The 24,179-nt window shown below is 46.6% G+C and carries 16 protein-coding genes; 4 read left to right on the forward strand and 12 right to left on the reverse strand.

The genetic code is table 11. The features are described 5' to 3' along the window. Nucleotides 1–11 precede the first annotated feature (11 nt). From AB4507_RS02070 to AB4507_RS02090, 5 genes are all read right to left on the reverse strand, one after another. On the reverse strand, nt 12–1,019 hold the full coding sequence (locus AB4507_RS02070; RefSeq protein WP_009846150.1) for a LacI family DNA-binding transcriptional regulator: 1,008 nt from the start codon (nt 1,017–1,019) through the stop codon (nt 12–14). A gap of 442 nt (nt 1,020–1,461) precedes the next feature. After that, the gene (locus AB4507_RS02075) at nt 1,462–3,480 is read right to left on the reverse strand and encodes a methyl-accepting chemotaxis protein (RefSeq protein ID WP_372182140.1); all 2,019 of its coding nucleotides are present in this window, start codon (nt 3,478–3,480) and stop codon (nt 1,462–1,464) included. A gap of 199 nt (nt 3,481–3,679) precedes the next feature. Then, nucleotides 3,680–5,020, reverse strand: coding sequence for a carbohydrate porin (locus AB4507_RS02080; RefSeq protein WP_372182141.1), 1,341 nt, complete (start codon nt 5,018–5,020; stop codon nt 3,680–3,682). 373 nt (nt 5,021–5,393) lie between these two features. Then, nucleotides 5,394–7,454: a prolyl oligopeptidase family protein gene (locus AB4507_RS02085; RefSeq protein ID WP_372182142.1), complete on the reverse strand. Its 2,061-nt coding sequence runs from the start codon at nt 7,452–7,454 to the stop codon at nt 5,394–5,396. Nucleotides 7,455–7,465: 11 nt separating this feature from the next. Next, the gene (locus AB4507_RS02090; RefSeq protein ID WP_372182143.1) at nt 7,466–8,383 is read right to left on the reverse strand and encodes a LysR family transcriptional regulator; all 918 of its coding nucleotides are present in this window, start codon (nt 8,381–8,383) and stop codon (nt 7,466–7,468) included. 234 nt (nt 8,384–8,617) lie between these two features. Here AB4507_RS02090 and AB4507_RS02095 point away from each other — a divergent pair, with 234 nt between their 5' ends. The 3 genes from AB4507_RS02095 to AB4507_RS02105 all read left to right on the forward strand — a co-directional run bounded on the left by AB4507_RS02095 (nt 8,618) and on the right by AB4507_RS02105 (nt 14,668). Beyond that, on the forward strand, nt 8,618–10,312 hold the full coding sequence (locus tag AB4507_RS02095) for an L-lactate permease (protein WP_372052047.1): 1,695 nt from the start codon (nt 8,618–8,620) through the stop codon (nt 10,310–10,312). A 201-nt stretch (nt 10,313–10,513) separates the two neighbouring features. Further along, nucleotides 10,514–11,653 carry an FMN-dependent L-lactate dehydrogenase LldD gene (gene lldD / locus AB4507_RS02100; protein ID WP_102320301.1) on the forward strand — a complete coding sequence of 380 codons (1,140 nt, stop codon included), beginning with the start codon at nt 10,514–10,516 and terminating at the stop codon, nt 11,651–11,653. A 159-nt stretch (nt 11,654–11,812) separates the two neighbouring features. Continuing rightward, nucleotides 11,813–14,668 carry an FAD-binding and (Fe-S)-binding domain-containing protein gene (locus AB4507_RS02105; protein ID WP_372182145.1) on the forward strand — a complete coding sequence of 952 codons (2,856 nt, stop codon included), beginning with the start codon at nt 11,813–11,815 and terminating at the stop codon, nt 14,666–14,668. Nucleotides 14,669–14,791: 123 nt separating this feature from the next. On the opposite strand, the gene AB4507_RS02110 is transcribed toward AB4507_RS02105, so the two are convergent. From AB4507_RS02110 to AB4507_RS02140, 7 genes are all read right to left on the reverse strand, one after another. Then, nucleotides 14,792–15,034, reverse strand: coding sequence for a hypothetical protein (locus AB4507_RS02110; protein ID WP_102299817.1), 243 nt, complete (start codon nt 15,032–15,034; stop codon nt 14,792–14,794). A 160-nt stretch (nt 15,035–15,194) separates the two neighbouring features. Continuing rightward, entirely contained in the window at nt 15,195–16,931 is a 1,737-nt protein-coding gene (locus AB4507_RS02115) for an ABC transporter permease subunit (RefSeq protein WP_104215574.1), read from the reverse strand. Nucleotides 16,932–16,935: 4 nt separating this feature from the next. After that, nucleotides 16,936–18,447, reverse strand: a complete 1,512-nt coding sequence (locus tag AB4507_RS02120) for an ABC transporter substrate-binding protein (RefSeq protein WP_372182146.1) — start codon at nt 18,445–18,447, stop codon at nt 16,936–16,938. Between the two features lie 64 nt (nt 18,448–18,511). Next, nucleotides 18,512–19,363, reverse strand: coding sequence for an ABC transporter ATP-binding protein (locus AB4507_RS02125; RefSeq protein ID WP_372182148.1), 852 nt, complete (start codon nt 19,361–19,363; stop codon nt 18,512–18,514). Next, entirely contained in the window at nt 19,360–20,118 is a 759-nt protein-coding gene (locus tag AB4507_RS02130; RefSeq protein ID WP_017061554.1) for an ATP-binding cassette domain-containing protein, read from the reverse strand. Before AB4507_RS02130 ends, AB4507_RS02125 begins: the two co-directional genes overlap by 4 nt. A gap of 220 nt (nt 20,119–20,338) precedes the next feature. Next, the gene (locus AB4507_RS02135; protein WP_017072373.1) at nt 20,339–21,676 is read right to left on the reverse strand and encodes an MATE family efflux transporter; all 1,338 of its coding nucleotides are present in this window, start codon (nt 21,674–21,676) and stop codon (nt 20,339–20,341) included. 209 nt (nt 21,677–21,885) lie between these two features. After that, nucleotides 21,886–22,755, reverse strand: a complete 870-nt coding sequence (locus tag AB4507_RS02140) for a GyrI-like domain-containing protein (RefSeq protein ID WP_372182150.1) — start codon at nt 22,753–22,755, stop codon at nt 21,886–21,888. A 115-nt stretch (nt 22,756–22,870) separates the two neighbouring features. Here AB4507_RS02140 and AB4507_RS02145 point away from each other — a divergent pair, with 115 nt between their 5' ends. Further along, nucleotides 22,871–24,019: a PLP-dependent aminotransferase family protein gene (locus tag AB4507_RS02145; protein ID WP_017072375.1), complete on the forward strand. Its 1,149-nt coding sequence runs from the start codon at nt 22,871–22,873 to the stop codon at nt 24,017–24,019. Nucleotides 24,020–24,179: the final 160 nt, after the last annotated feature.

Here is a 24,179-nt window from a genome sequence, read left to right on the forward strand (position 1 = left end):
CCTTAATATTTTTATAGGGTAACTGGTAAATCCGATACCGAGTTTCTAGTGACCAACGTCGGCAGCAATTTAAAGTTCACGTCATGTTTTATTTTTTTTAGCTTCTGTAGAGTGAGCTGTACTGCTTCAACGCTCATCTCTTCAATAGGGAAATTAATGGTGGTCAAACTAGGGGTCAGATAGCGCGCGAAGATGGTGTTATCGAAGCCCACCAGTGATACATCTTTAGGAACAGACAGTCCCTCTTGATGCAACACCTCGAAGGCGCCAAATGCCATGTGGTCATTCGAAGCAAATACTGCTGTGAAATGACACTTACGATTAATCAGCTTCTTCATAGCACTGATGCCCGTCTCTTCAGTAAAGCCCGCTTCCGAGACTAATGCTTCATCGTATGGCACACCCGCTTCTTCCAAGGCCTTTCGATACCCCTGCAAACGCCCCCTAGCATCTGCTTTATCTAAAGGCCCGGTAATACACGCGATATCTGTATGTCCCTTTTGCAAAAGATATTGAGTAGCGAGTAGCCCCCCGACTTCGTTATCAATATCAATGCAACTCATCGCCATTTCTGGGATGAAGCGGTTAATCAAAACCACAGGGGTCCCCTGTTCTTCCAATTCAATTAAATAATCATCACTGAGCAATTGAGTATGAAGAATCAAAGCATCAACACGACGCCCCAGCAGAAACTCCACAGACTCGCGCTGCCCTTGTTCGGTGTTCGAACCCGCTGTAACGACAGCGTGGTAACCAAAGCGGCGTAGGTTTTCTTCTATGCAATGCAAAATGCCTGAATAGAAAGAACCGCCAAGTTCTGGAACAACAACGCCAACACTACCGGTACGACTTGACGCCAAAGCTTGAGCGATAGAGTTCGGGCGATAACCCAATTCTTTGATCGCTTTCTCAACCTTTAATTTCTTGTCATGACTGACTCTGCTAGTGCCATTAATAACCCTAGACACTGTCGCCTGAGACACACCTGCATGTTCTGATACGTGTTTAATTGTTGCCACTCGAACCTCGATACTTCATTAGCTTGTAACCGCTTACAAAACGATTATTAAGAAATTACGTTTTAGTTGAAGTGAGTGTCATCACACTAAAGTTGGAGGTAAAAAGGCCAGTTGTGGAAATCATGAAAGCGCTTACAGATTAACTTCACGCCATGAAACAGTTTCATGAGATTATTGTTCATATTATCAAGATGGCGCTCGGTTACTTGTTCGTCAGATCAAACAAGCCCGCCTACATCCATTTTTTGAAAACGTTATTTGATGATGAATCCGCAGCTGACGGCAATATACACGGGGAAAGTGACCTTGTTATTTCAATGGCCTTTCGAAATTGTATGAGAACATTTCATCTCATGAACACTCACATTAATGCTCCGTTGACCCGACACAAAAATGCCCAGCAAAAAGCTGGGCATGCAATCATTAAGACTCAGATAGATGTCTAATCCTTATTTTCAGATGGCTTCGGTAACTTAAACTCTTGAGTCAGTGAGAATTGCTGTTGCGACATGATTTCTAATTGCTGACCGTGGGAAAAAAGCACTTGAGAACGTTGCGAGTTATCTTCAGCCAAGGTGTGTATCTGACTGATATTTTGAGTGACTTGAGAGGCAACGACTTGATGCTCTGTCGTCGCGGTCGCAATTTGATGGCTTCTTTGCTCTACTTCGTTCAGAAGATCAGACACCGTCGATATCGAGTGATTCACTTCGCCCGTTTGCTCAACACATTGAACCATACCCACCATGCACTGATTGATCTGTTCAACCGCCAGTTTAGAGCTAGTTTGCAACTGCTCGATCTTGTTGTGTATCTCTTGCGTCGAGGCATTGGTTTTCGCTGCTAACACTCGAACCTCATCCGCAACCACAGAGAAACCACGCCCTTGCTCTCCAGCTCGCGCCGCTTCTATTGCCGCATTCAACGCCAGTAGATTAGTTTGCTCAGAGATCCCAGATATCACATCCAAAATGGAGCCAATGCTGGCACTTTCGCTTTCGAGCTGGTCAATGGTCGCTGTTGATTCTGCTAACTTACGCTCTAAACTGCCCATTAACTCGACGCTTTTATCCATGGTCTTCTGACCAGCACAGGAACTCGACACCGCTTCGGTTACAAGCGTTAGCGTTTGATTAGCGGCTTGAGTTATTTCGGTCACCGAGCACTCGATCTGCTCCATAGCTGTTGCCACCATCACGGTCTGATTGGTTTGGTCTTGCATCGCCTCGCTCAATGAACGGCTCGTGCTTTGATTCTCTATGGACGCCTCTTTTAAGCACGTCGACGAATAACGCATGTTCTCAATCATTTGAGTCAGATGACTGATCACTAAGTTGACCTTGTCGCTCACTGAGCCGAACTCATTATTGGCTTGATACTGCACCATCGCGCTCAAGTCTTTTTTGGCGACTTGGTCTAGTGCACTTTGCAGTAATTTACTTGGCTTGCGAATCCCTTTAGCGATGTTCAGCCCGATTAGCAGCGCAATAATAACCGACCCAATAGCAATGATGGCCTGCATCAACAGTGCTTGATGAGAGAAGTCCATCGACTCGTGATATAAACGTTTAGCCGTGTCTTCCGCGTACATAGAAAGCTCATCAAAATGGCTTAACTGCACATCAATGAGCTGTTCGATCTCCACTCTTTGCTGAGCAATGCTCTCATGTAGCTTCACGGTTTCCATATGCGTTGACACAGATCCTTGCGCTGAAAATACATGTGAAGCGAGCAGTGATAAAGACTGTTTACTGCGGCGTAGCAAAGATGAGTCCAGATTATCCAAGTCTGATACAGCTTGTTCGAATCGCTCTTTACGGCTTTGTAGGCGACGCTCAACACCACGAACCTCCGATGAAGTTTGCAGAGAGAAAGCTTCATTCGCTTCTGCTGCAATCAAACTCAACTGAACCAACAAGGCTTCTACCGCTTTTTGCGTGTTGCCCGAACTCGTACTCGCCAATTGATTAACCAAGGTGTTATTGAGTTGTCCTACCACAGATTGAAATTGTTCCTGATCCATCGAACCGAGATCTTTACTATCCAAATAAGAGACGTATAAGTTTAAGGACTGCTCTACCTTATTGATGGTGGCAACGCCCGTTTCTTCAATATTTTGGAGTATGGGTTCAAGTGGTGAGCCCGATTCAGCCTTGCCATCAAACCAATTTAACTGCTGCTGATATTGCTCGATATTACTCAAAACGGTTTGTTTCAGCGGTTCGAGCTCATCAATGTAGTTGGCGGATAAATAGGGAGTAGTGCTGCGATTAATGTCCAAAAAACGAATGGTGAGCGTGGAGGATTGGAGCATTAAAGGAGTGGCTTGTTGAGTGATGGTTTCGATGTGTGAGGTTATGTTCTTGTTGCTGCTAATACTCAACCATGCGCTACCCAGCATGATTACTATCAGCGTGAAGAAACCTAAATAAACTCGAGACACGATGGAAGAAAGTCTCATCGTTATTCCTTGATCTAGTGGCGAAAAAAAGGGCACAAAAATGTGCCCAAGAATGGAGTTAATTGAAACGTGCCCTAATCAATCTGCCTTTAGGGCTAAAATGGACAGTATTACGTGCTCTTAACAAGCATAGATATTTGAAAGCATGGCTCCTTGAAAATATGCCAAATTCAAAGAGCAGCGCTTTCTATACCTGTGATTACCACCAAGCTTCAAACATTGCGCCGAACGACAATGTATCAACATTGGTTGTCTTCACTGTGTTGCCTTTCGTTTCTACATCACCCACGGTTGTGTAGAAGCGAAGCATTGGACGACTCCAAGGTAAGCCACCTAGAGAAACGTTTTGAGACAGCGTTACTTTCCACGCGTTCTCTTCACCGTCGTCATCGTAATCAACCATGCCGTAGCCAGCTTCTAACCATGTAGAGTGAACATCATCCCATTGGTACTGTGGACGAACGATACCCGCGTATTCAGTATTCTCACGATCTAAGTCTGAGCCAGAATTGTCTTTGTAAGACACTAAGTAATCGATGATGAACTGTTCAGATGCCGCGTAGCTACCCTCAACACTTGCATACAAAGTCTGGTAATCACCTTTAAGGTCATATACCGATGAATCTGCACCGTCACCATACTTAACAACCAACTTGTTAGAATCGCCTAGCCCAAGAGTCGCACCCACAAGGTAGGCCGTTTCATCACTGACTTTTTGTCCTTGAGTCACGACAGGCTGCATTGAATCTGTCACTGGATCGTATACGTACTCAGTCGTCGCAGACGTATCCGCTTCGCTCGATGCAAAACCGTAGTTCGCGTAAAAATCCAGATTACCAATACCTGCGTCAATACTGTGTAGCTTCGCTGTCACGGCGTATCGGCCATTGTCATTTACGAGGCCGCCTTTCACTTGGCCAACAAAGCCCATATCTAGCTTAGCGCCACCGAAATCTAGGTTGTTAAAGCCAGCGCCTTGACCATCGTGTGTCATCCAGAAGTAATCGTTCAAACCTTGTTGCGGACGTTGATGGAAGTCGCGACCAGCCCACATATAAAGTTCTGGTTGGCTTTCAAATACGTTAGTTACACCTGCGTACATTTTTTTCATACTCAGGCCGCCGTCGTCAGCCCAAGCGTCTGCTTCCCAGTGGTCAGCCATGAATACGATGTCCCAAATCGCACCATTGTCAGCTTGGAAAAGCTTAGCTAGCTGAACCTCACCACCATTAGCTTCGTTACCCAAACGACCGACAGAACGACCTGTTGTACCGATGTCTACGTAACGCTCATCACCGCTCTTGTAGTGAGCGCCGTAACGAGCATAACCAGAGAAGACGATGCCATCTGGCACCTTAGTTTCTGCTGTTAAAACTGCGGGCTGTTGATCGTTGACATAATCAATATCCACAACCTTTGATTCTAACTCTTGGATTCGTTTTTCTAATGCTTCGATATTAGTATCAGCAGCAAAAGAAGAGAGTGAAGCAAGCGATGCCGCCACTGCGACCGTTATTGGCAAAAGCTTAAATTTTTGCATTGTATTTCCCTATTATTTTTTTGAGTTTTCATCGAACAGGGAAATATTAAGCAATGAAAGAGTTGAAAAGTTGGTCGCTGTTCACACTGATAAATCAGCTTAAATGCCATGAAACTTTTAGAAAATTCACGGAGAAAACTACCGCATTGAGATCAATGAGTTATGAACAAAAATGCGAGAAATATCAGCTTGAAATCGCTTTCATTTCATCAGTAATGGTGGCGGCTATCACGGAAAACAGAGTGTGAAAGTGAAGGAAATACGATGCAGCTTTGATTGGTTTTCATATATATGAAAAGCCTCAAAATCTAAGGCAGATTTTGAGGATTTTTGGTCTGAGTAAAATACCCAGTTATCTAAAATCAAGTATTCGCTAAAATGAATCTAGGGACTCAATTCCCATATTGAACAGGGTAAATGCGTAGATATCAGCAGTGAGATCGATCGCTTTACTCAGCGGCATTCCAGCACCATGGCCCGCATTGACGTCGATACGAATCATCACGGGGGCACCGCCTTCATGCTTATCTTGCAGCTCTGCAATGAATTTATAAGAGTGAGCAGGTACCACGCGATCATCGTGATCAGCTGTAGTAACCAATGTCGCAGGGTAATCCGTGCCACGCACCACATTATGAACCGGAGAATAGCCAAGCAGATATTCGAACATCTCTCTGTTCTGCGTTGATGTACCGTAGTCGTACGCCCAGCCTTCACCAGACGTGAATGTGTGGTAACGCAACATGTCCAACACCCCAACCGCAGGTAAAGCCACTTGGAACAACTCAGGCCTTTGTGTCATGCAAGCGCCAACCAACAAGCCTCCGTTAGAACCGCCGCGGATCGCTAACTTATCATTGCAGGTGTAGTTTTCTTCGATTAAGAACTCCGCAGCAACAATGAAGTCATCAAATACATTCTGTTTTTGTTGTTGTGTACCGGCTTTGTGCCACGCCTTACCGTATTCGCCACCACCACGTAGGTTCGGCACCGCATACACACCGCCAAGCTCCAACCAACTGCCCACAGTGCCCGAGAAAGAAGGCGTTAGGCTAACGTTAAAGCCACCATAGGCGTACAACATGGTTGGATTATTGCCATCTAACACTAATCCCTTCTTATAAGAGATAAGCATCGGAACCTTGGTGCCATCTTTCGAGGTATAGAAGACTTGTTTAGACTCAAATTGATCCGACTCAAACGGAGACTCAGAGCGTTGGTAGATTTCAGAATTGCCAGATTCGACATCGAAAGAGAAAATCGTTGGCGGCGTTACATAGTTGGTAAAGGTGTAATAAAGCTGAGTTTGCTCGTTTTTTCCACCTAAGCCACTGGCCGTTCCCAGCCCAGGCAAATGAATTTCACGAACTCGATTACCTTGGTAATCCAACTGCTCAATCTTAGACACCACATCGACCATGTAATGAGCAAACAAGTAACCACCGCCAGTGCTGATATCTAACGGCTGTGGCTTTTCAGGAATGATATCGAGCCACTGTTGACTGCGAGTATCAAAGCTCACCACCTTGCCATTAGGCGCATCGAGATTGGTGTATAAAATAAAGACTTCATCTTGGTTATCGATGAGGTACGTATCGCTATCCACATGATCAATCAGCGTGTTCAGCTGTTGTTCTGGTGAGTTTAAATCGATATAGAACAGTCTATTACCCGATGTCGACTCTCGCCCTAGAATGATCAAGTAACGGTCGTCTTCGGTGGTATAGCCTGATACATAGCGGTGCTGCTCAGCGTTGTTCTCACCAAAGATAACTTTGTCGCTAGCTTGCTCTGTACCCAACTCATGGAAGTACAGCTTGTGTTGCTCAGTACGAGCAGAGAGTTCACTGCCGTCTGGCTTGTCGTAACTAGAGTAATAAAAGCCGCGATTACCCAACCAAGAAATACCAGTAAATTTGGCGTCAGTGATTTCGGCTTCAAGCTGCTGTTTAGTCTCGGTATCAATCACGAAGATCTTACGCCAGTCGCTACCACCCTCTGAAATACTGTACGCCACTAGGCTGTAATCTTTAGAAAACGACACCGCACCCAGTGATGTAGTGCCATCTTCCGAGAAAGTATTCGGATCTAGGAAAATTTCTTCTTGTTGCCCTTCTTTGTGACGATAGAGAATGCTGTGATTCTGCAGGCCATCGTTCTTATAGAAATAGGTGTACTCACCTCGAACAAACGGCTGCGAGCTCTTTTTGTAGTCTTGCGCTTTCGCTAATCGCTCTCGCAGGTCATCGCGATACGGAATTTGAGCAAGGTAATCGAACGTGACCTCATTTTGGCTCGCCACCCACTGCGCGGTTTCGTCGCTTCTGTCGTCTTCTAACCAGCGATATGGGTCTTCGACTATCTGACCAAAATAGTCATCGCTGACGATCTGTTTGTTGGTGACTGGATATTGATACTCTTTTAAATAGCTCATCGTGATCCTTATTAAAAATAATGTGAAATCGTCAGATAACGCGTTCTGATGTGTTCAATCAATAACTTAATCTTGTTCGGTGGCTGACGAGTGAACGGGTACACCGCATAAATACCCAACTTTTTCCCCACCAAATCAGGGAAGATATCCACCAGCTGACCATTACGAATATCGTGATAAACCAGACAACGTGGCACGTACGCCACACCATGGCCGCCCAACGCCGCTTTTCTTAGTGCCGTCGCGTTGTCGGTAGAAAATGATCCCGAGACACGCACGATGTATTTGTCGTTATCAGTAAAGCCATCTTTACTATGCAGAAACTGCCATTCGCTAGCACCCGTTGTTTGATAAGCGTATTGCAGACAATTGTGCTCAACCAAGTCCTTGGGCTGCATCGGCTTACCATTCTTGGCGATATAAGACGGAGAAGCACATACCACCCATTGAGAGTCCAATATATGACGGGCAATTAAGCTGGAGTCTTCCAAGTAGCCGGTACGAATCACCAAATCGAGACCATCCTCAACCAAGTCGACAAAGCGATTATTCAGAGACATATCGACCGTTAAACCTGGGTGCATATTACAAAACTCGGCCACAGCGTCTGCGAGAATCAAATCTCCGGAGATAGTAGGCACTGACATTTTGATATGACCACTGACATTTTCACCAAAGCCTGAAACTGCGTCCATAGCCTCTTGAGCTGCCTGCTTCACATTTTTGGCCCCGTGTAACATTGCCTTGCCCGCCTCAGTCAAGGTCAATTTACGCGTGGTTCGATATAATAATTGCACGCCAACCTCTTCCTCTAAACGCGCAATTCTTTTACTAACTACCGAATTTGTAAGGTTATTTTGCTCTGCCACCTTACTGAAGCTGCCTAGTTCTACCACCTGTGAAAACAGGATCAAATCGTCTGCTCGCATCTGATTATGCCAATTTTGGAATTAATTATTTTCATTATTTCCCTATATCAATAAAAAATAAAGGGGTAAATTCACGCCAAATTAACAAAACAATTACAAAAACAGTCATTCCAATTACAAGATTCGCCTAAAGAAGGTTCCCGTTTAGAGGCCAAAGCGATTCAAATAATGACAAACCATAACGTGATCTTTACTTCAAACATGAACGTTTGAAAACAGTACGAGGAAGTACCCATGAGTGAAACTCTACTAGCATTATTGGCCTTTTCGCCAATAGTTGTTGCAGCGATTCTGCTGGTTGGCCTTAACTGGCCTGCAAAAAAAGCGATGCCCGTGGCATTTGCATTAACCGTTGCTATCGCCCTATTCGCATGGGATATGTCTAGCACTCGCGTGCTGGCTTCAGTATTCCAAGGCTTCGGCATTACCGTGTCGGTTCTCTGGATTGTGTTTGGCGCCATCTTCTTATTAAACACTTTGAAACACACCGGAGCTATCACCACCATCCGCAACGGATTTACTGACATATCAGCAGACCGTCGTGTACAAGCGATCATCATTGCTTGGTGTTTTGGTTCATTCATTGAGGGCGCATCTGGCTTCGGCACACCCGCTGCAATCGCCGCTCCCTTACTCGTTGCAATCGGCTTCCCAGCATTAGCTGCGGTACTGATGGGCATGATGATTCAATCTACGCCGGTATCGTTTGGCGCGGTTGGTACACCTATCATTGTTGGCGTAAACAAAGGTTTGGATACGCACAACATCGGTGAAAGCCTGATTGCCAATGGTTCAACATGGGATGCTTACCTACAACAGATCACATCAAGTGTTGCGCTAATTCATGCTTCTGTTGGTGTGATGATGCCTGTATTGATGGCGATGATGCTGACTCGCTTCTTCGGTAAGAACAAAAGCTGGACTGAAGGTCTTGATATCCTGCCATTCGCACTGTTCGCAGGTGCCGCTTTCACCATTCCTTACGCACTAACGGGTGTTTTCCTAGGTGCTGAGTTCCCATCACTGATTGGTGGTTTGGTTGGCCTTGCGATTGTTGTAACAGCAGCAAAACGCGGCTTCCTAGTACCTAAATCAAAATGGGATTTTGAGAGCGAAGACAAGTGGCCTGCAGAATGGCTAGGTTCTCTGAAAATCGACCTTGACGACAACAATCAAGGCCATAAGAAGATGAGCATGGCGATGGCATGGGCACCATACGTGCTGCTAGCGGTGACCTTGGTTGCGAGCCGCGTGAGCCCTGAATTCAAAGGCCTACTGAAGAGCGTTAGCCTATCGTTCAGCAACATCCTTGGTGAAACCGGTGTGAGCACTGCGATTCAGCCTCTGTATCTACCGGGCGGTATCTTGGTCTTCGTCGCGCTGGTTGCTGTTCTCATGCAATCTCGCAGCGCAACGCCACTGGCTAAAGCCTTCGGTGAATCGAGCAAGACTCTGATTGGCGCAGGCTTTGTGTTGGTGTTCACCATCCCAATGGTTCGTATCTTCATTAACTCTGGTGTGAACGGCGCAGATTTAGCAAGTATGCCCGTAACCACGGCAAACTTCGCAGCTGACCTCGTTGGTAGCGCATTCCCAGCATTGAGTGCAACGGTTGGTGCGTTAGGTGCCTTCATTGCAGGTTCGAACACAGTTTCAAACATGATGTTCAGCCAGTTCCAATTCGAAGTAGCGCAGACTCTGACTATCTCTAGTGCGGTGGTTGTTGCTCTACAAGCCGTTGGTGCAGCAGCAGGTAACATGATTGCGATTCACAACGTGGTAGCGGCATCAGCAACTGTTGGCTTGCTAGGACGCGAAGGTGCAACCCTACGTAAGACAATCATTCCAACGTTCTACTACTTGGTGATGACAGGCATCATCGGCCTAGTGGTTATCTACGGATTCAAAATGACCGACGCACTTATGTAAACCATAAGTCGTTCAAAAGCACTTGGCGTTAATACTCAATTCCCCGACAGCGACACCGTCTAATAAGACAGTTGATGAGTTCCGGGATGGATACTAGAGCACATCAACACCCATGGGTATTAACGCCATTTTCCCGAATTAAAGCAGCCCAAACCAAGCTCTCAAAGAAGAGCAACATCCCAAGAATTTAGGACTGAAATTATGATCATATCCGCATCGACTGATTACCGCGCCGCAGCAAAAGCGAAATTACCACCGTTTCTTTTCCACTACATTGATGGTGGCTCTTACGGAGAACATACCCTACGTCGCAACACGGCTGACCTAGCTGAGATTGCGCTAAAACAACGCGTACTCAACGACATGTCGGACCTAAATTTGGAAACCGAACTATTTGGCGAGAAGCTAGCGATGCCAATCGCACTGGCGCCTGTTGGTTTAACGGGTATGTACGCAAGACGCGGTGAAGTACAAGCAGCAAAAGCCGCCGACAACAAAGGCATCCCTTTTACCATGTCGACCGTGTCGGTATGTCCGATTGAAGAAGTTGCACCTAAGATTGAACGCCCAATGTGGTTCCAACTTTACGTGTTAAAAGACCGTGGCTTCATGAAGAACGTTCTTGAACGCGCTAAAGCCGCTGGCGTCACAACACTGGTCTTCACCGTGGATATGCCCGTACCCGGCGCTCGCTACCGTGACATGCACTCAGGAATGAGTGGTCCAAATGCAGCAGTACGCCGCGTATTCCAATCTATGCGTCATCCTAGCTGGGCAGTTGATGTCGGCTTACTGGGTAAACCACACGACCTAGGCAACATCTCTACTTATCGTGGTTCTCCTACCAAGCTGGAAGACTACATCGGTTGGTTAGGTGATAACTTCGACCCGTCGATTTCATGGAAAGATCTAGAGTGGATTCGTGATTTCTGGGACGGTCCAATGGTCATCAAGGGCATTCTTGATGAAGAAGATGCAAAGGATGCGGTGAGATTTGGCGCAGACGGCATTGTGGTTTCAAACCACGGCGGCCGCCAGCTTGACGGCGTTCTATCAAGTGCCAAAGCGCTGCCTTCGATTGCTGATGCAGTTAAAGGCGACACCAAAATTCTGGTCGACTCTGGCATTCGTACTGGCTTAGATGTAGTGCGCATGATGGCGATGGGCGCAGATTGCACCTTACTTGGCCGCTCATTCGTCTACGCGTTAGCGGCTCAAGGACAAGCAGGCGTTGAGAACCTACTCGACCTGTACGACAAAGAGATGCGCGTTGCGATGACTCTAACTGGCGCCAAGACAATCAAAGACTTAACCCGTGAATCTTTGGTGGGGCTAGATTAAGTCCGTTGATTCACTGTAATGCTTTGGTCTACTTAGACCGAAGTTCAATCGGTGTCACAGCAATTCCACTGCCGTTGTGACACCGTTTAAGCACTGGAAAATAAAATAAAAAAACAAAAAAGCAAATCAGTGCCAAATAAGAAGCACAAGGAAGCAAAGATGGAGACAAACACATCCCATGAGCGAGTAGTAGATCCACAAGCTTATAAGCAGCTTGAAGCGATACTGGCTCAAAGAATAGAAACAGAACGCATTGTCACACAAGAGGCAAAGCGCTTGGCTTACGGCACCGATGCGAGTTTCTATCGCTTGGTACCGAAAATGGTTCTAAGGCTGAAAAACTTAGATGAAGTGATATTCACTATTCAAAGCTGTCGCGAACTGGGCATTCATTTTACCTTTCGCGCTGCGGGTACCAGCCTTTCAGGCCAAGCCGTTTCAGACTCGGTACTTATTACTCTGACCGACGACTGGCGTGGCCATGAAATCGTCGACAACGGCAATCAGATTATCCTTCAACCGGGTGTGATTGGTGCTGATGCTAACAAATACCTCGCCCCTTTCCAACGTAAAATCGGCCCAGACCCAGCCTCTATCAACACCTGTAAAATTGGCGGTATTGCCGCGAACAACGCCAGCGGTATGTGTTGTGGTACTGCGCAAAACTCCTATCGCACCGTCGAGAGCATGAAAATCGTATTGAGTGATGGTTCCCTGCTTGATACGGCAGATAACGCCAGCGTTGAAGCTTTCAAGCAATCACACAAAACGTTGTTTGAAGGCATTATTGATTTACACAGACAGACTAGCTCAAATCAAGAACTGGCAGACAGAATCCGCCACAAGTACCGTCTTAAAAACACCACCGGCTACGCGCTCAATGCATTGGTCGATTACCACGACCCAATTGAGATCATAAAACACCTGATGATTGGCTCAGAAGGCACACTAGGCTTCATAGCCGAGATCACTTACAACACGGTGATTGAACACCCGAACAAAGCTTCAGCGCTATTGGTGTTTGCCGACATCGAGCAAGCAAGTAAAGCCGTAACTACATTATCCAAAACTCCGGTTGCAGCCGTTGAGTTGATGGACGGCAGGGCGCTACGTTCTGTCGCGGATAAACCGGGTATGCCTGCGTTTATGCCAAACCTAGATTTAGAAGCGGCGGCTATTTTGGTGGAATCACACGCCAGCTCCCAGCAGGACTTAGATTTACAATGTAAATCAATTTTGGATGCATTGGCTGATTACACGATTGTTGAATCGGTCCCTTTTACGTCCGATCCAAAGACTGTTGCAACCCTGTGGGGCATTCGAAAAGGCATGTTCCCAGCAGTTGGGGCCGTTCGTGAAGTTGGCACAACCGTTATCATCGAAGACATGGCTTTCCCTGTTGAAAACCTGGCTAACGGTATTCGAGAGCTGCAAGAGTTGTTCGATAAATACGACTACAGCGAAGCGATCATTTTCGGCCATGCACTCGAAGGCAACCTTCATTTTGTGTTTACCCAAGGCTTCGACAGCCAAACAGAAATCGATCGCTACGGCGGTTTCATGGATGACGTTGCCGAGCTAGTTGCAGTGAAGTATCAAGGTTCACTGAAAGCGGAACACGGCACGGGCCGAAACATGGCACCTTATGTGGAATTGGAATGGGGCAAAGATGGCTATGCCTTGATGCAACAGATCAAAGCGCTGTTTGACCCAGAAAGGCTGCTCAACCCCGGCGTTATCATCAACGACAATCCAAATTCCCACATCACCGACCTAAAACCAATGCCTGCTGCCGACGACCTTGTTGACCGCTGTATTGAGTGTGGATTCTGTGAGCCTGTTTGCCCGTCTCGCACACTGACCTTGTCACCTCGCCAACGTATTGTGTTGTACCGAGAACTGCAACGCCGCCGAGAAGCAGGTGAAGAGATAGAAGCCAGTGAACTAGAGAAAACCTTCGAATACCAAGGCATTGATACCTGCGCGGCAACAGGCCTGTGTGCTGAGCGCTGTCCGGTAGGCATTAATACGGGTGACTTAGTGAAGAAGCTTCGTGTTGCCAAGTATGAGAAGTTCACACCAATCGCTAAGTGGACAGCGGATCATTTCTCGACCACCACTAAGCTGACCAAGGCTGGCCTCAAAACCAACCAAGTGGCGAGTAAGGTTCTGGGCGCCAACACGGTCGGCAAGCTTACCAATGGCCTACGCTCAGTGACCAAAGGCGCGACACCGATTTGGATGCCAGAGATGCCGCAATCCAACAATCACTCCCTCACGGCTTCACCAATGACAGCCGAAACATCGAACAACGCGAAGAAAGTAGTTTACCTCCCTTCGTGTGCCAGTCGAACCATGGGGCAACAAAGTGATGCGGGCGACCAACGTCCTCTTACTGAAGTGACCATGTCTTTGCTCAACAAGGCAGGATTCGAGGTAATTCTACCGAAGAAGCTAGATGACCAATGCTGTGGTATGCCTTACGACAGCAAAGGAATGACCGACTTAGCACAGTCGAAGGCTCAGCAGTTGGAAGAAGTGCTATGGCAAGCCAGTCGTCAGGGTGAATACCCAATATTGATGGATACCAGCCCATGTGCTAAACGCAGTATTGAACAGTTCACCAAGCCATTAGAGGTGTTAGAGCCAACAGGGTTTGTGAATCAATATTTGCTTGAACATCTGACACTTGAGCCACTGCAAGAAACCGTAATGCTGCATGTGACTTGTAGTTCTCGTCGAATGGGCTTAGAAGGCGCGATGTTGAACCTTGCCAAAGCCTGTACCGAAGAGGTGATTGTTCCTGAGCATATTCAATGCTGTGGTTGGGCGGGTGATAAAGGTTTTACCACGCCAGAGCTGAATGAAGCGGCGATACACCCACTCAAAGAGCAAGTGCCGAGCAACTGTACTCGTGGCTTCAGTAACAGTCGAACCTGTGAGATCGGTTTGTCACATCACAGTGGCATTCCGTATCAGTCAATCTTGTACTTGGTGGACGAAGTGGCGCAGTAGCACCATTCACGATGCAAAAGGTATTAGCTTTAACCTAAAACGAAAAATGGCAGCCCAATCAGGCTGCCATTTCTTTATTCGATTTAAAACGTATTACCGAGCTAGATATTGCTGATCTAACGGCTACTGAGCTAAGCGCATCAACTCTTCTGGCGAGTAGTGTTCTGCTTCTGCACCTTTGGCGATCAAGTCGATCACTTGGAACTCGCTCATGTCACCAAACTCTTTGGTTAAGTAATCACGAAACGCTTTCTCATTCGGCCATTTACCTCGCACGATATAGCCCTCTTCTTTGTCAAAGTCTTCCGTTTCAAAAAAGGAAAAGTCGGTCATACCAATATTGTGGCAATACAAAACGAGATACATGTTGAACCCTTAACGCTGAACACTTAAGTAAGCTAAAAACCGATCGACAACCGATCCGAAAGCCAATTCTAAAAAACAGGCTCAAGGTTACAACATAAAAAGCAAATCGAACACTCAATCGAATAGCACGTCGAAAACTTAAGCAGCCTGTTCTTTTTCGTTAATCATCAAACATCATGTTAATTGCCGCACCTAACAGAATCAGCCCAACGATTGGCCCCATGACTGCCAATGGTGCGCGTTCAATGTAGGGCAAGTTTTCTGCAATCATCAAACCCCATTCCGGTGCAGGCGGTTTCGCACCTAAACCGATGAAGCTTAGCGAGGTCAGGCTCAGAGTGATGACGGGTAGCCTCAACATCGCGTGCCTTAGCAAAGGTGGCAATACATAAGGAAGCAAGTAGAAACGGAAGATTCGAAGCTTGCTAGTTCCCCACAATGGCGCGAGGTGCGTATATGGTTGAGCCTTGGCTTCTACGATCAAGCTTGAGCAGTGGGCGGCTAACGGCGCCCACGACACCAATACAATCGCGATTAATGCGCTGTTCGGATTCATCCCCGTTAAACCTGCAACAAGCAAGCCTGCGATAATATATGGGATCCCCTTGGTGATCTCGATAAGGCCTTGGCTAAAGCGGGTGTTGAAACCCATGATGATGCCCGTCACCAAGCTCAAGAACGTTGCCAAAATACCGGCCTGGAAGGTCGAGACCATGCCCGAGCCGATTCTCGCTAACAGATCTCGGCCAATGCCATCCGCACCCAAAGGCGCTTGCCAACTTGGATCTGCTAAACGAGAAAATTGACTGGTGTATGGGTCACGAAATGCAGCCCAAACCACGATAGCAATCAGGAATGAGAATATTGAAAAAGCAACAGCACGCTTGTTGCGGCTTTGTGTAAAGCGAAACGAAGAGTGGCTACTAATGAGCTTACCGCTTTTCAGGCTGTGACCCAGAATCAGCTGTTGAACAAACAAGCTCATGCTGCTCACAGCAATTGAAAACAGTAGCAGCACCAACAGGCCACCTTGCAGCATCGGCAAGTCTTGCGCCTTAGCTGCGCCTAGAATCATGCGCCCGATACCCGGAATCGAGAAGATAAGCTCAACCGCGACCGCGCCACCAGTCAAACCAATCACGATCATCGCGATTTGTGGGATCAGGCTGCTCAGCGCTCTTTTCAGCGCAAAGCGAATAATTTGGTTGGAGTGAACGTTGGCACTAAGCCAGGTGATCACCCAAGGTTCATTTAAAACGCGTTGTAAACTGTCTCTGAGTAGGCGGCTAAATAGGCCACTAGCAGGCAGTGCGAGCGCTAAACTCGGTAGCCAGATATCTTGCCAACCTTGCCAACCATACGGCGGCAGCCAACCTAACCAGATAGAGAACACCAGTATTAATACCGAGGCCACTACATACTCTGGCAACGATATTAATACCGTACTTAAACTGCTGTAACTCTGCCCTAGTTTGCCCTTCTTCCAACTGCGCAAGGTAGCAAGTAAACCTGCACCGCACAGTGCAAAAGTCATCACCAATGCGCTCGACATCAAAAACAGAGATGTCGACGCTGTTTTTTGAATACCTAACGCAACCGAAGATCCATCAATCCAGGATTTACCTAGGTCACCCGAAAAAGCGCTTCCTATCCAGTCGATCAAGCGCTCACTTGCCGAACGGTCAAGCTGAAGATCAGCACGCACCGCTGCTAAAGCTTCAGGCGTAAGCAGGTGTTGTTGCCCCGCCCTCGCACGCAGAATGGATTGGCTTGGGTCGATGCCCGCGATATCAGGCATCAAGCCAACAAGAATCACCACCACAATCAGTGAGGCGATTCTTGATAACCAAGGCGTCAAGAGAAATAAGGTTCGACGCAGAGTCTCAGCAGATAGCATCTATTTAGTTAGCCTGTTTCGCTTGTTTGATCTGTGTAGTTTGGTCAACTAAACGGCGCTCACTTGGGTCACGAACCACATTGCTCACGCGCTCGCTTTCACCTTGAATCACACGTTCGTGAAGCAGTGGAATAGCCGCGAAGTCGTTAAGGATTTTTTGCTCGGCTTCGATGATCGCTTGCTGACGTAGTGCACCTAGTGGTTGCAAATCAGCGTGATTCAGTGCTTTATCTACCTCTTGAGAACAGAACTGGCCAAGGTTGAATGAACCCTTACAACCAAAGTCGCTCATCATGTAAGCCACTGGGTCACCCGAATCTAGAACCGTTGCACGAGAAAGGATAAACGCGTCGAACTTACCAGATAGCGCATCGTTCTCGATCTGAGCGTATTCACGAATATCCAGCTCAACCTTGAAACCAGCCGCTTCAAGTTGTTGCTTCAGTAGCGCTGCCACTTCTGGAAGCTCTGCACGGTCGGTAAAGGTACCGATAACAATACTTTCACCGTTTGCTTTTAGCGTTTTGTCGATTGCTTGACCTTCAGGTCGGATCGGCTCAGCCCAAGCAAGTGCAGGACCTAATAGGCCTTGTGCGATGTCCGCGTGGTTTTCATAAACAGTATTCACGATTTGCTCACGGTCTACCGCAGCCGCCGCTACCTTACGCAAGTTAATATCGCTGAATACGCCTGACTTGTTGTTCAGGTAAAGCGTATTAGTACGAGGCATTGCCACTTCGTAAAGTAGGTTCGGATCAATGGTCGCGATTTGTGAAACGGGTACCGCTTCAACGACGTCAGCCGTGCCGGTTCTCAGTGCTGCAGCACGAGCAAAACCATTAGGAACGTATTCTGCAATTACAGATTCTACTTGCGCTTTTTCGCCCCAGTAGCCGTCAAAACGTTTCAGTTTCGCGCTGGTTGTGCCGTTGATTTCAGTCAGCTCAAACGGGCCAGTACCTGCGCCAATTGGACTAACACGACCATCTTCTTGATAAGCACTTGCTGCTAGGATCGCTAATTGAGGGCTTGATAAACGGCTTGGTAGAAGAGGGTCATCAAAGCTGGTTTTAATCTCTACACGGTAGTTGTCCATCGCTTTCACTTCTAGCTCTACTCCATCTAGGATGCGCGGCTTAGGTGCTGCTTCAAGCGCTTTTTGTAGAGAGTTCACTACAGAGTTTGCCGTTAATGTCGAACCGTCATGGAATTTAACGCCTTGGCGAATCGTGAACTGCCAAGTCAGAGGATCAAGATGTTTCCAATCCGTTGCTAGCATAGGTTCTGCTTCTGAGGTTGGGCTCAGGTTAACCAGAGTTTCTGCTGTGCTCCAACGAGATAACTTAAAAGCGTCATCAGAAAGTGGCGATAAACCCGTTCTTGGTGGTTGCATCATCGCAACTCGAATTTCAGATTTTACTGCGGCATCGCTAGACCCTGGTTGAGAGTCAAAACAGCCCGTCAAAGGCAGAGCCAACGCAAGCGTGCAAGCCAGTTTGATTGAATTAAAACGCATAATTATTTTTTCTCTGTAGCTGTATTTCGTTAATAAGCTGTATTTCGTAATAAATAAGGTTGTGTTAACAAGTAGAATTCGAAAGAGGCTGAGACTCGATCAGCATCTGAGTCGCAGGATGAGCAGGTTTACTCATCACTTGATCGGTCGGTCCGTGCTCCACCATTTCACCATGGTCGAGTACCAGTATTTCTTCACAAAGGGCTTTTGCGGCACCTAAATCGTGAGTAACCAAAATAAGGCGCATATCGCGCTTCTTTTTTAATGAATTAACCAAGTCCAACAACCTTTGGCGATTCACTGGGTCAAGGCTGGCAGTAGGTTCATCGGCCACCAGCACTGCGGGTCTAACGACAAGAGCCCGAGCAATAGCCACACGTTGAGCTTGACCTGTAGAAAGCTGATTAGGTTTCAGTGATAACAAAGTGGCAGGTAAGCCCACGTCCAATAGCGTCTCTTCAATGATGGTTTCATGATTACCCGAAACATCTAAGTTACTTAGAGGTTCGGCTAAGATCTGTCGAACGGTATAGTAAGGGTTGAGGCTAGTGTGGGGCTCTTGAGGCACCAATTGAATCAAGCGACACACCGTTGCTTGCGCTTTGCTATCGCGAATTGGGAGCGAATAACCGAACAAGTTTATTTGACCAACGGTTGGCGCTTTAAGGCCAAATAGCAGTTCAATCAACGTTGATTTCCCCGCACCAGAACGCCCAACAATCGCTAAGCTTTTGTCTTCAACCTTAAGGTCAATGTTCTGTAGCGCTTTGAACGCTTTACCACCCAACCAACTTGGTACGGAGTAGTAGTGAACACTCACATTGTCGAACTTAATCTCTATCGGTGTTTGTGTTTCTGAATCAGTCACTGGCATTAATGGCGAGGCTTCTGAGTTTAGTGATAAGGTCGAGCTCATTCGATTAAGTCTCTCAATGAACAGCAGAAAGCGTGAGAGCTCGACTCAAGTGCATGTTTCGGTGCACCGTAAGCCACCACACCACCATCATCGATGACTAACAGCTTGTCACACGCCAACGCGCTATGCAGGTCATGGGTGATGAGTAAACCACCAATTTGACGCTGTTTAACATTGTGTCGAATCAGCTTAAGTATCTCTTGCTCTGTCACCGGATCTAACGCACTGGTTGGTTCATCGGCGATGATAATATCGGCGTTACTCAGCAAGCCAATCGCAATACACACACGTTGGCGTTGCCCACCCGAAATTTGGCTCGGGTACAACGGCAAGATGGTTTCTGGATTAGGAAAACCAAGTTGATTCAGCAACTCGGTAATTTGAATTTTTTCTTTTGATTTAAGCTTAGTGCGAGTTCCCGTCAAGGCAAGGCAGAGTTGACCTTCTATTGAAACCAGAGGGTTCAAAGCTTGAAGCGCATCTTGGAAGATAACTGCGGGGCGCTGTGTGGCAGTTCTTTGCAACATAGGCAAACCACACACAGCTTCACCAGATAGAGAAATATGACCTTCAACTTCAATCGTCTCTGGCAGAAACCCGGCAATAGCGCGAGAAAGCATCGACTTACCAATGCCTGACGGTCCCATGATCGCCAACAGCTCACCGCGATAAACATCGAAGTGGATATCTTGGAAAAGGGTTCTCGAAGAGGTTTTGATCGTTAGGTGGTCAACAGACAAAAGTGGGGCGTTCACGCAGATACTCACAGATAGATGTTATAACATAACAACATTATCATTTAGCTGAGGCGATGAAAAGCGGACATTGAACTGTATCGCGTTTTACTTACAATTTTATTGACCATTTATAGTGAGTCATTACATACAAAAAAGCGCTCACCAAATTTATCGTATAAAAATAGTAAAGCGCTTTCATAAAATATTAATAATGTATTAAAGATGGCAATTAGACAGCTTAGTTAATGGCACCCTGTACTGAATCTTTGACTGGGTAACACTTCTGCTTAACTTGTGCGATGAACGGATACAGGAACGCAATACGCCCAAGATAGAACAGAGTAAACGCAAGCCACAAACCATGATTGCCCCAAATATCGATGGTGAATGCCTGTACCGCTAAGAATACCAACAAAGTCACGATGCTTGAGTCTCTAACCGGACGCGTGGTTCCCGTTCCGGTAAAGATGCCGTAAACCGTTAAGCCAAAGCCAGCCACTAGCGGGAACACAATTAACCACGGAGCCATCTCTTGGTACAGCGTGACCAGCGCTGGAATATCGGTAAACAAGAAAACAATCATATCTTTAAAAATCAAAGTTAAAAGCGTCAGCGCGGCAATGAAACCTGCCGTCCATTGGAAGTTAAGCCTTAAAACACGATCAAGCATTGAAGGGTTCTTCTGTCCTACCGCCTTACCTGCAAACACACTCGATGCGTTGGCAATACCATCAAACATATAGCTGACAATGAAGGTCACCTGCATCAAGATCGCGTTAGCCGCTAGAACATCGGTACCCAGTTTAGAGCCAGTACGCGCCATCATGTTGAAGAACACCAAGATACAAATGGTGCGAAGCAATAGATCGGTATTCGAAGAGATGATTGTCGATAGGTCTTTCTTGGTCATCTTCGAGCCTTGCAAGAACTCAGAGATCGAAATATTGCTGGTCTTCATCACCAAGGTCACACCAATCGCAAAGGTGGTAACTTGTGCAATCAAACTTGCGTAAGCCACACCTGCGACACCCAAATCGAAATAAAGTACAAACACCGCATCCAAGACAATGTTCAACACATTACCAAACACTTGTGTATAAAGAACGTCTTTGGCTTTCGCCTGTCCCATTAACCAACCAATAATGGTGTAGTTAAGCAACACGAAAGGCGCGCCATAAATCAAAATACTGAAGTAGATATGCGCGTGCTCGGCTACATTGGCTTCAGGCTCTATCACCCACATTGCGCCTTGCCAGATGAGTGGTTGTATCAAGATAAAGATCAAACCCACTAAACCAGACAGCACAAACGGACGCATCAAGCTACCCGCCAAATCAGTGCGGTTTCCCTTACCCAGTGCCATCGCACTTTGGCCCGTGGTACTGACACGGAAAAAACCAAACAACCAATACATGGTGTTCATAATGATGGTGCCGATCGCTACGCCACCAATCAATTCAGCAATACCAAGTTGGCCAATAACAGCGGTATCCACAGCACCTAACAGAGGTTGTGTCACCGTTGAGATGATGAAAGGGAAAGCGATTTTCAGATAATCTTTGTGGGTAATGGTCATATTCTATCGAGTGATATTAAGAACTATTTGCAATTAGAACGAAATGCTATCGTTTAATCCGTACGTTGTCATCATTTACTTAGAGTAGATTATCAACAAAGCATCTTTATCTTAGGCCAACTGCATAAAATCGTTAGCTGCTATTGGTTGTGCTAATTTGTCTCAACAAAAGATCAAAGTCTGGTTCAACAAAACAGCACAACCATCGATTAGTAAAAGCTCACGGGAAGGTAGAAATCGAGTTCAAACACTTCATCGGTGTTGAGAAAATGATTCTGATGATAATGCACATACGCGGGAGTCGAGCGCTGTTTGAAACCAGATGTGGGTAGCCACTTTTCTAACACCATACTGATCTGTGGTAGCAGTTCTCCATAGCGGCCATTTAGTCGAAACACAGCGTGTAAGCCGCCCGGAATCACCATCTGATTAACTACGCTACGATACTTAATCGGCTCATCAATCGCGATACACGCGACATAACGACACTGATCCATTTCAACCCAAGCAGGGTTTGAGTGATGCAAACCAAATTGGCTCGAAAAATCACGCTGTTCGGAATTCGCCCACGCTTTCAATATCAACCACGCATTGCGAATAGAGCGGTTATAACCCGTATGTCGAACATAGGCCGCCATGCGTTCAGGCACTTCAACGATCTTGGGTTCGGGCAATACTCGCTGCGCCACATTCAAATAGCCCGCCGCCACTTCGGGATCTTTCAAATAGGGTTTTTCTGCTACTTGTAAATCGTGTTTACGCCACTCGCCCGGAAACATATTAAAGGTCGCTTTAAATGCTCGACTAAACGAAGACACCGAGCTAAAGCCACATTTATGGGCGATCTCGACCACTGACGAGCTGGTATCAAACATCAATTGGTTGGCTGCATACTCCATTCGAGTGCGTCGGATATATTGATGCAACGACTCCCCGACCACGCTTTTAAAGGTGCGATGAAAGTGCTGTTCTGAATAGGCCGCTATCTCAGATAACTCTTTGGCAGACAAAGGCTGACTGATGTCTTGGTGAATATGGAACAGGACATCATTGATTCGCGATATGTGTTGACGTGACATCGTTTAAATAGCATAAATGGACATGTTTAAGAGCATAAACGGACACGCTAGTTTTTACAATTGCCGTGTAATATCAAGCGATAGAATAAAAACGATAAACGACGAGACACAACACATGGAAATCGCACAGTCATTACAACAGATTCAATCTTCATACATTCGAGAGATCCTCGCAGCCGCAAGTGATCCAAATGTCATCTCATTGGCCGGCGGTTTACCGGACGAGAAAACATTCCCAATCGATTTAATGAAGCCAACGCTAGAAAACCTAGCGAACATGCCTGAAGTTTTCCAATACGGCTCTACTGCCGGTTACGGCCCGTTGCTTGACCACCTAACACAAAGCTACCAATTGCCAGAGTCACACACGGTAATGATTTGTACTGGCTCTCAGCAAGGTTTGGATTTGATTGCACGTGCGTATGTTGACCCGGGTGATGTGGTTGTGATGGAAGCGCCAAGCTACTTAGGTGCGATGCAGGTGTTTGGCCTAGTTCAAGCAAACATTGCGACCGTGTCTCAAACTGAATTTGGCCCGAACCTAGACGAACTGGAAACGTGCTTTGCACAGCAATCACCGAAGATGTTCTATGCCGTGCCTGATTTCCACAACCCAACAGGTGTATGTTGGGCAACAGAAACTCGTCAAAAAGTGGCTGAGCTGTGTATCAAGTACAACGTAGCCTTCATTGAAGATGCGCCATACCGTGAGCTACGTTTCACAGGTACGGAACTGCCATTGGTTTCTTCGTTCTGCCCTGACAACTCTATCGTTCTTCGTTCATTCTCTAAGATTGCATCGCCAGGCTTACGCATTGGCGCGGTAACAGGTAAACGCAGCTACCTTGAGCCACTGATCAAAGTCAAACAAGGCGCGGATTTACACTCAAGTGTACCTATGCAAGCACTGCTTGTTGGTCTTCTAAAACATGAAGACTTCAACGTACACATGGAAAACATTCGCACACTGTACAAGTCTCGTTATGAAGTGTTGTTCTCAGAGCTAAAAAAACAACTGCCTGCAGATTGCGTGTTAAAAGCCATAGATGGCGGGATGTTCATTTGGGTAGAAATCCCAGAGTGCGATACCTTCGAATTAGCTAAGACTTTGCTATCGAATGGTGTGGCGGTTGTACCAAGCCCAGTATTTTATCCAAAGGCCGATGAAGCAAAAGCCGCACTGCGCTTAAACTTCACTAACGCCAACCCAGAAGAATTAACAGAAGCGGTGAAACGCTTAGCGGAAGTACTTAACCAAGCGTAATCGCTGATTAAGTCAGACAGATTCAATACCAAGGCCCTGATGTATTTTTACAGCAGGGCCTTTTTGGTTTGGGAATACGTGTTGTAATTCGAACCAGATAAAACGGTTTCATTGCATTTCTTAGTCCAAAAGCCACACTAATAACAATGCTAAATAGCCC

The sequence above is a fragment of the Vibrio sp. 10N.222.54.A3 genome (genome assembly GCF_041474095.1).
In the GTDB taxonomy this organism is placed as follows: domain Bacteria; phylum Pseudomonadota; class Gammaproteobacteria; order Enterobacterales; family Vibrionaceae; genus Vibrio; species Vibrio crassostreae_C.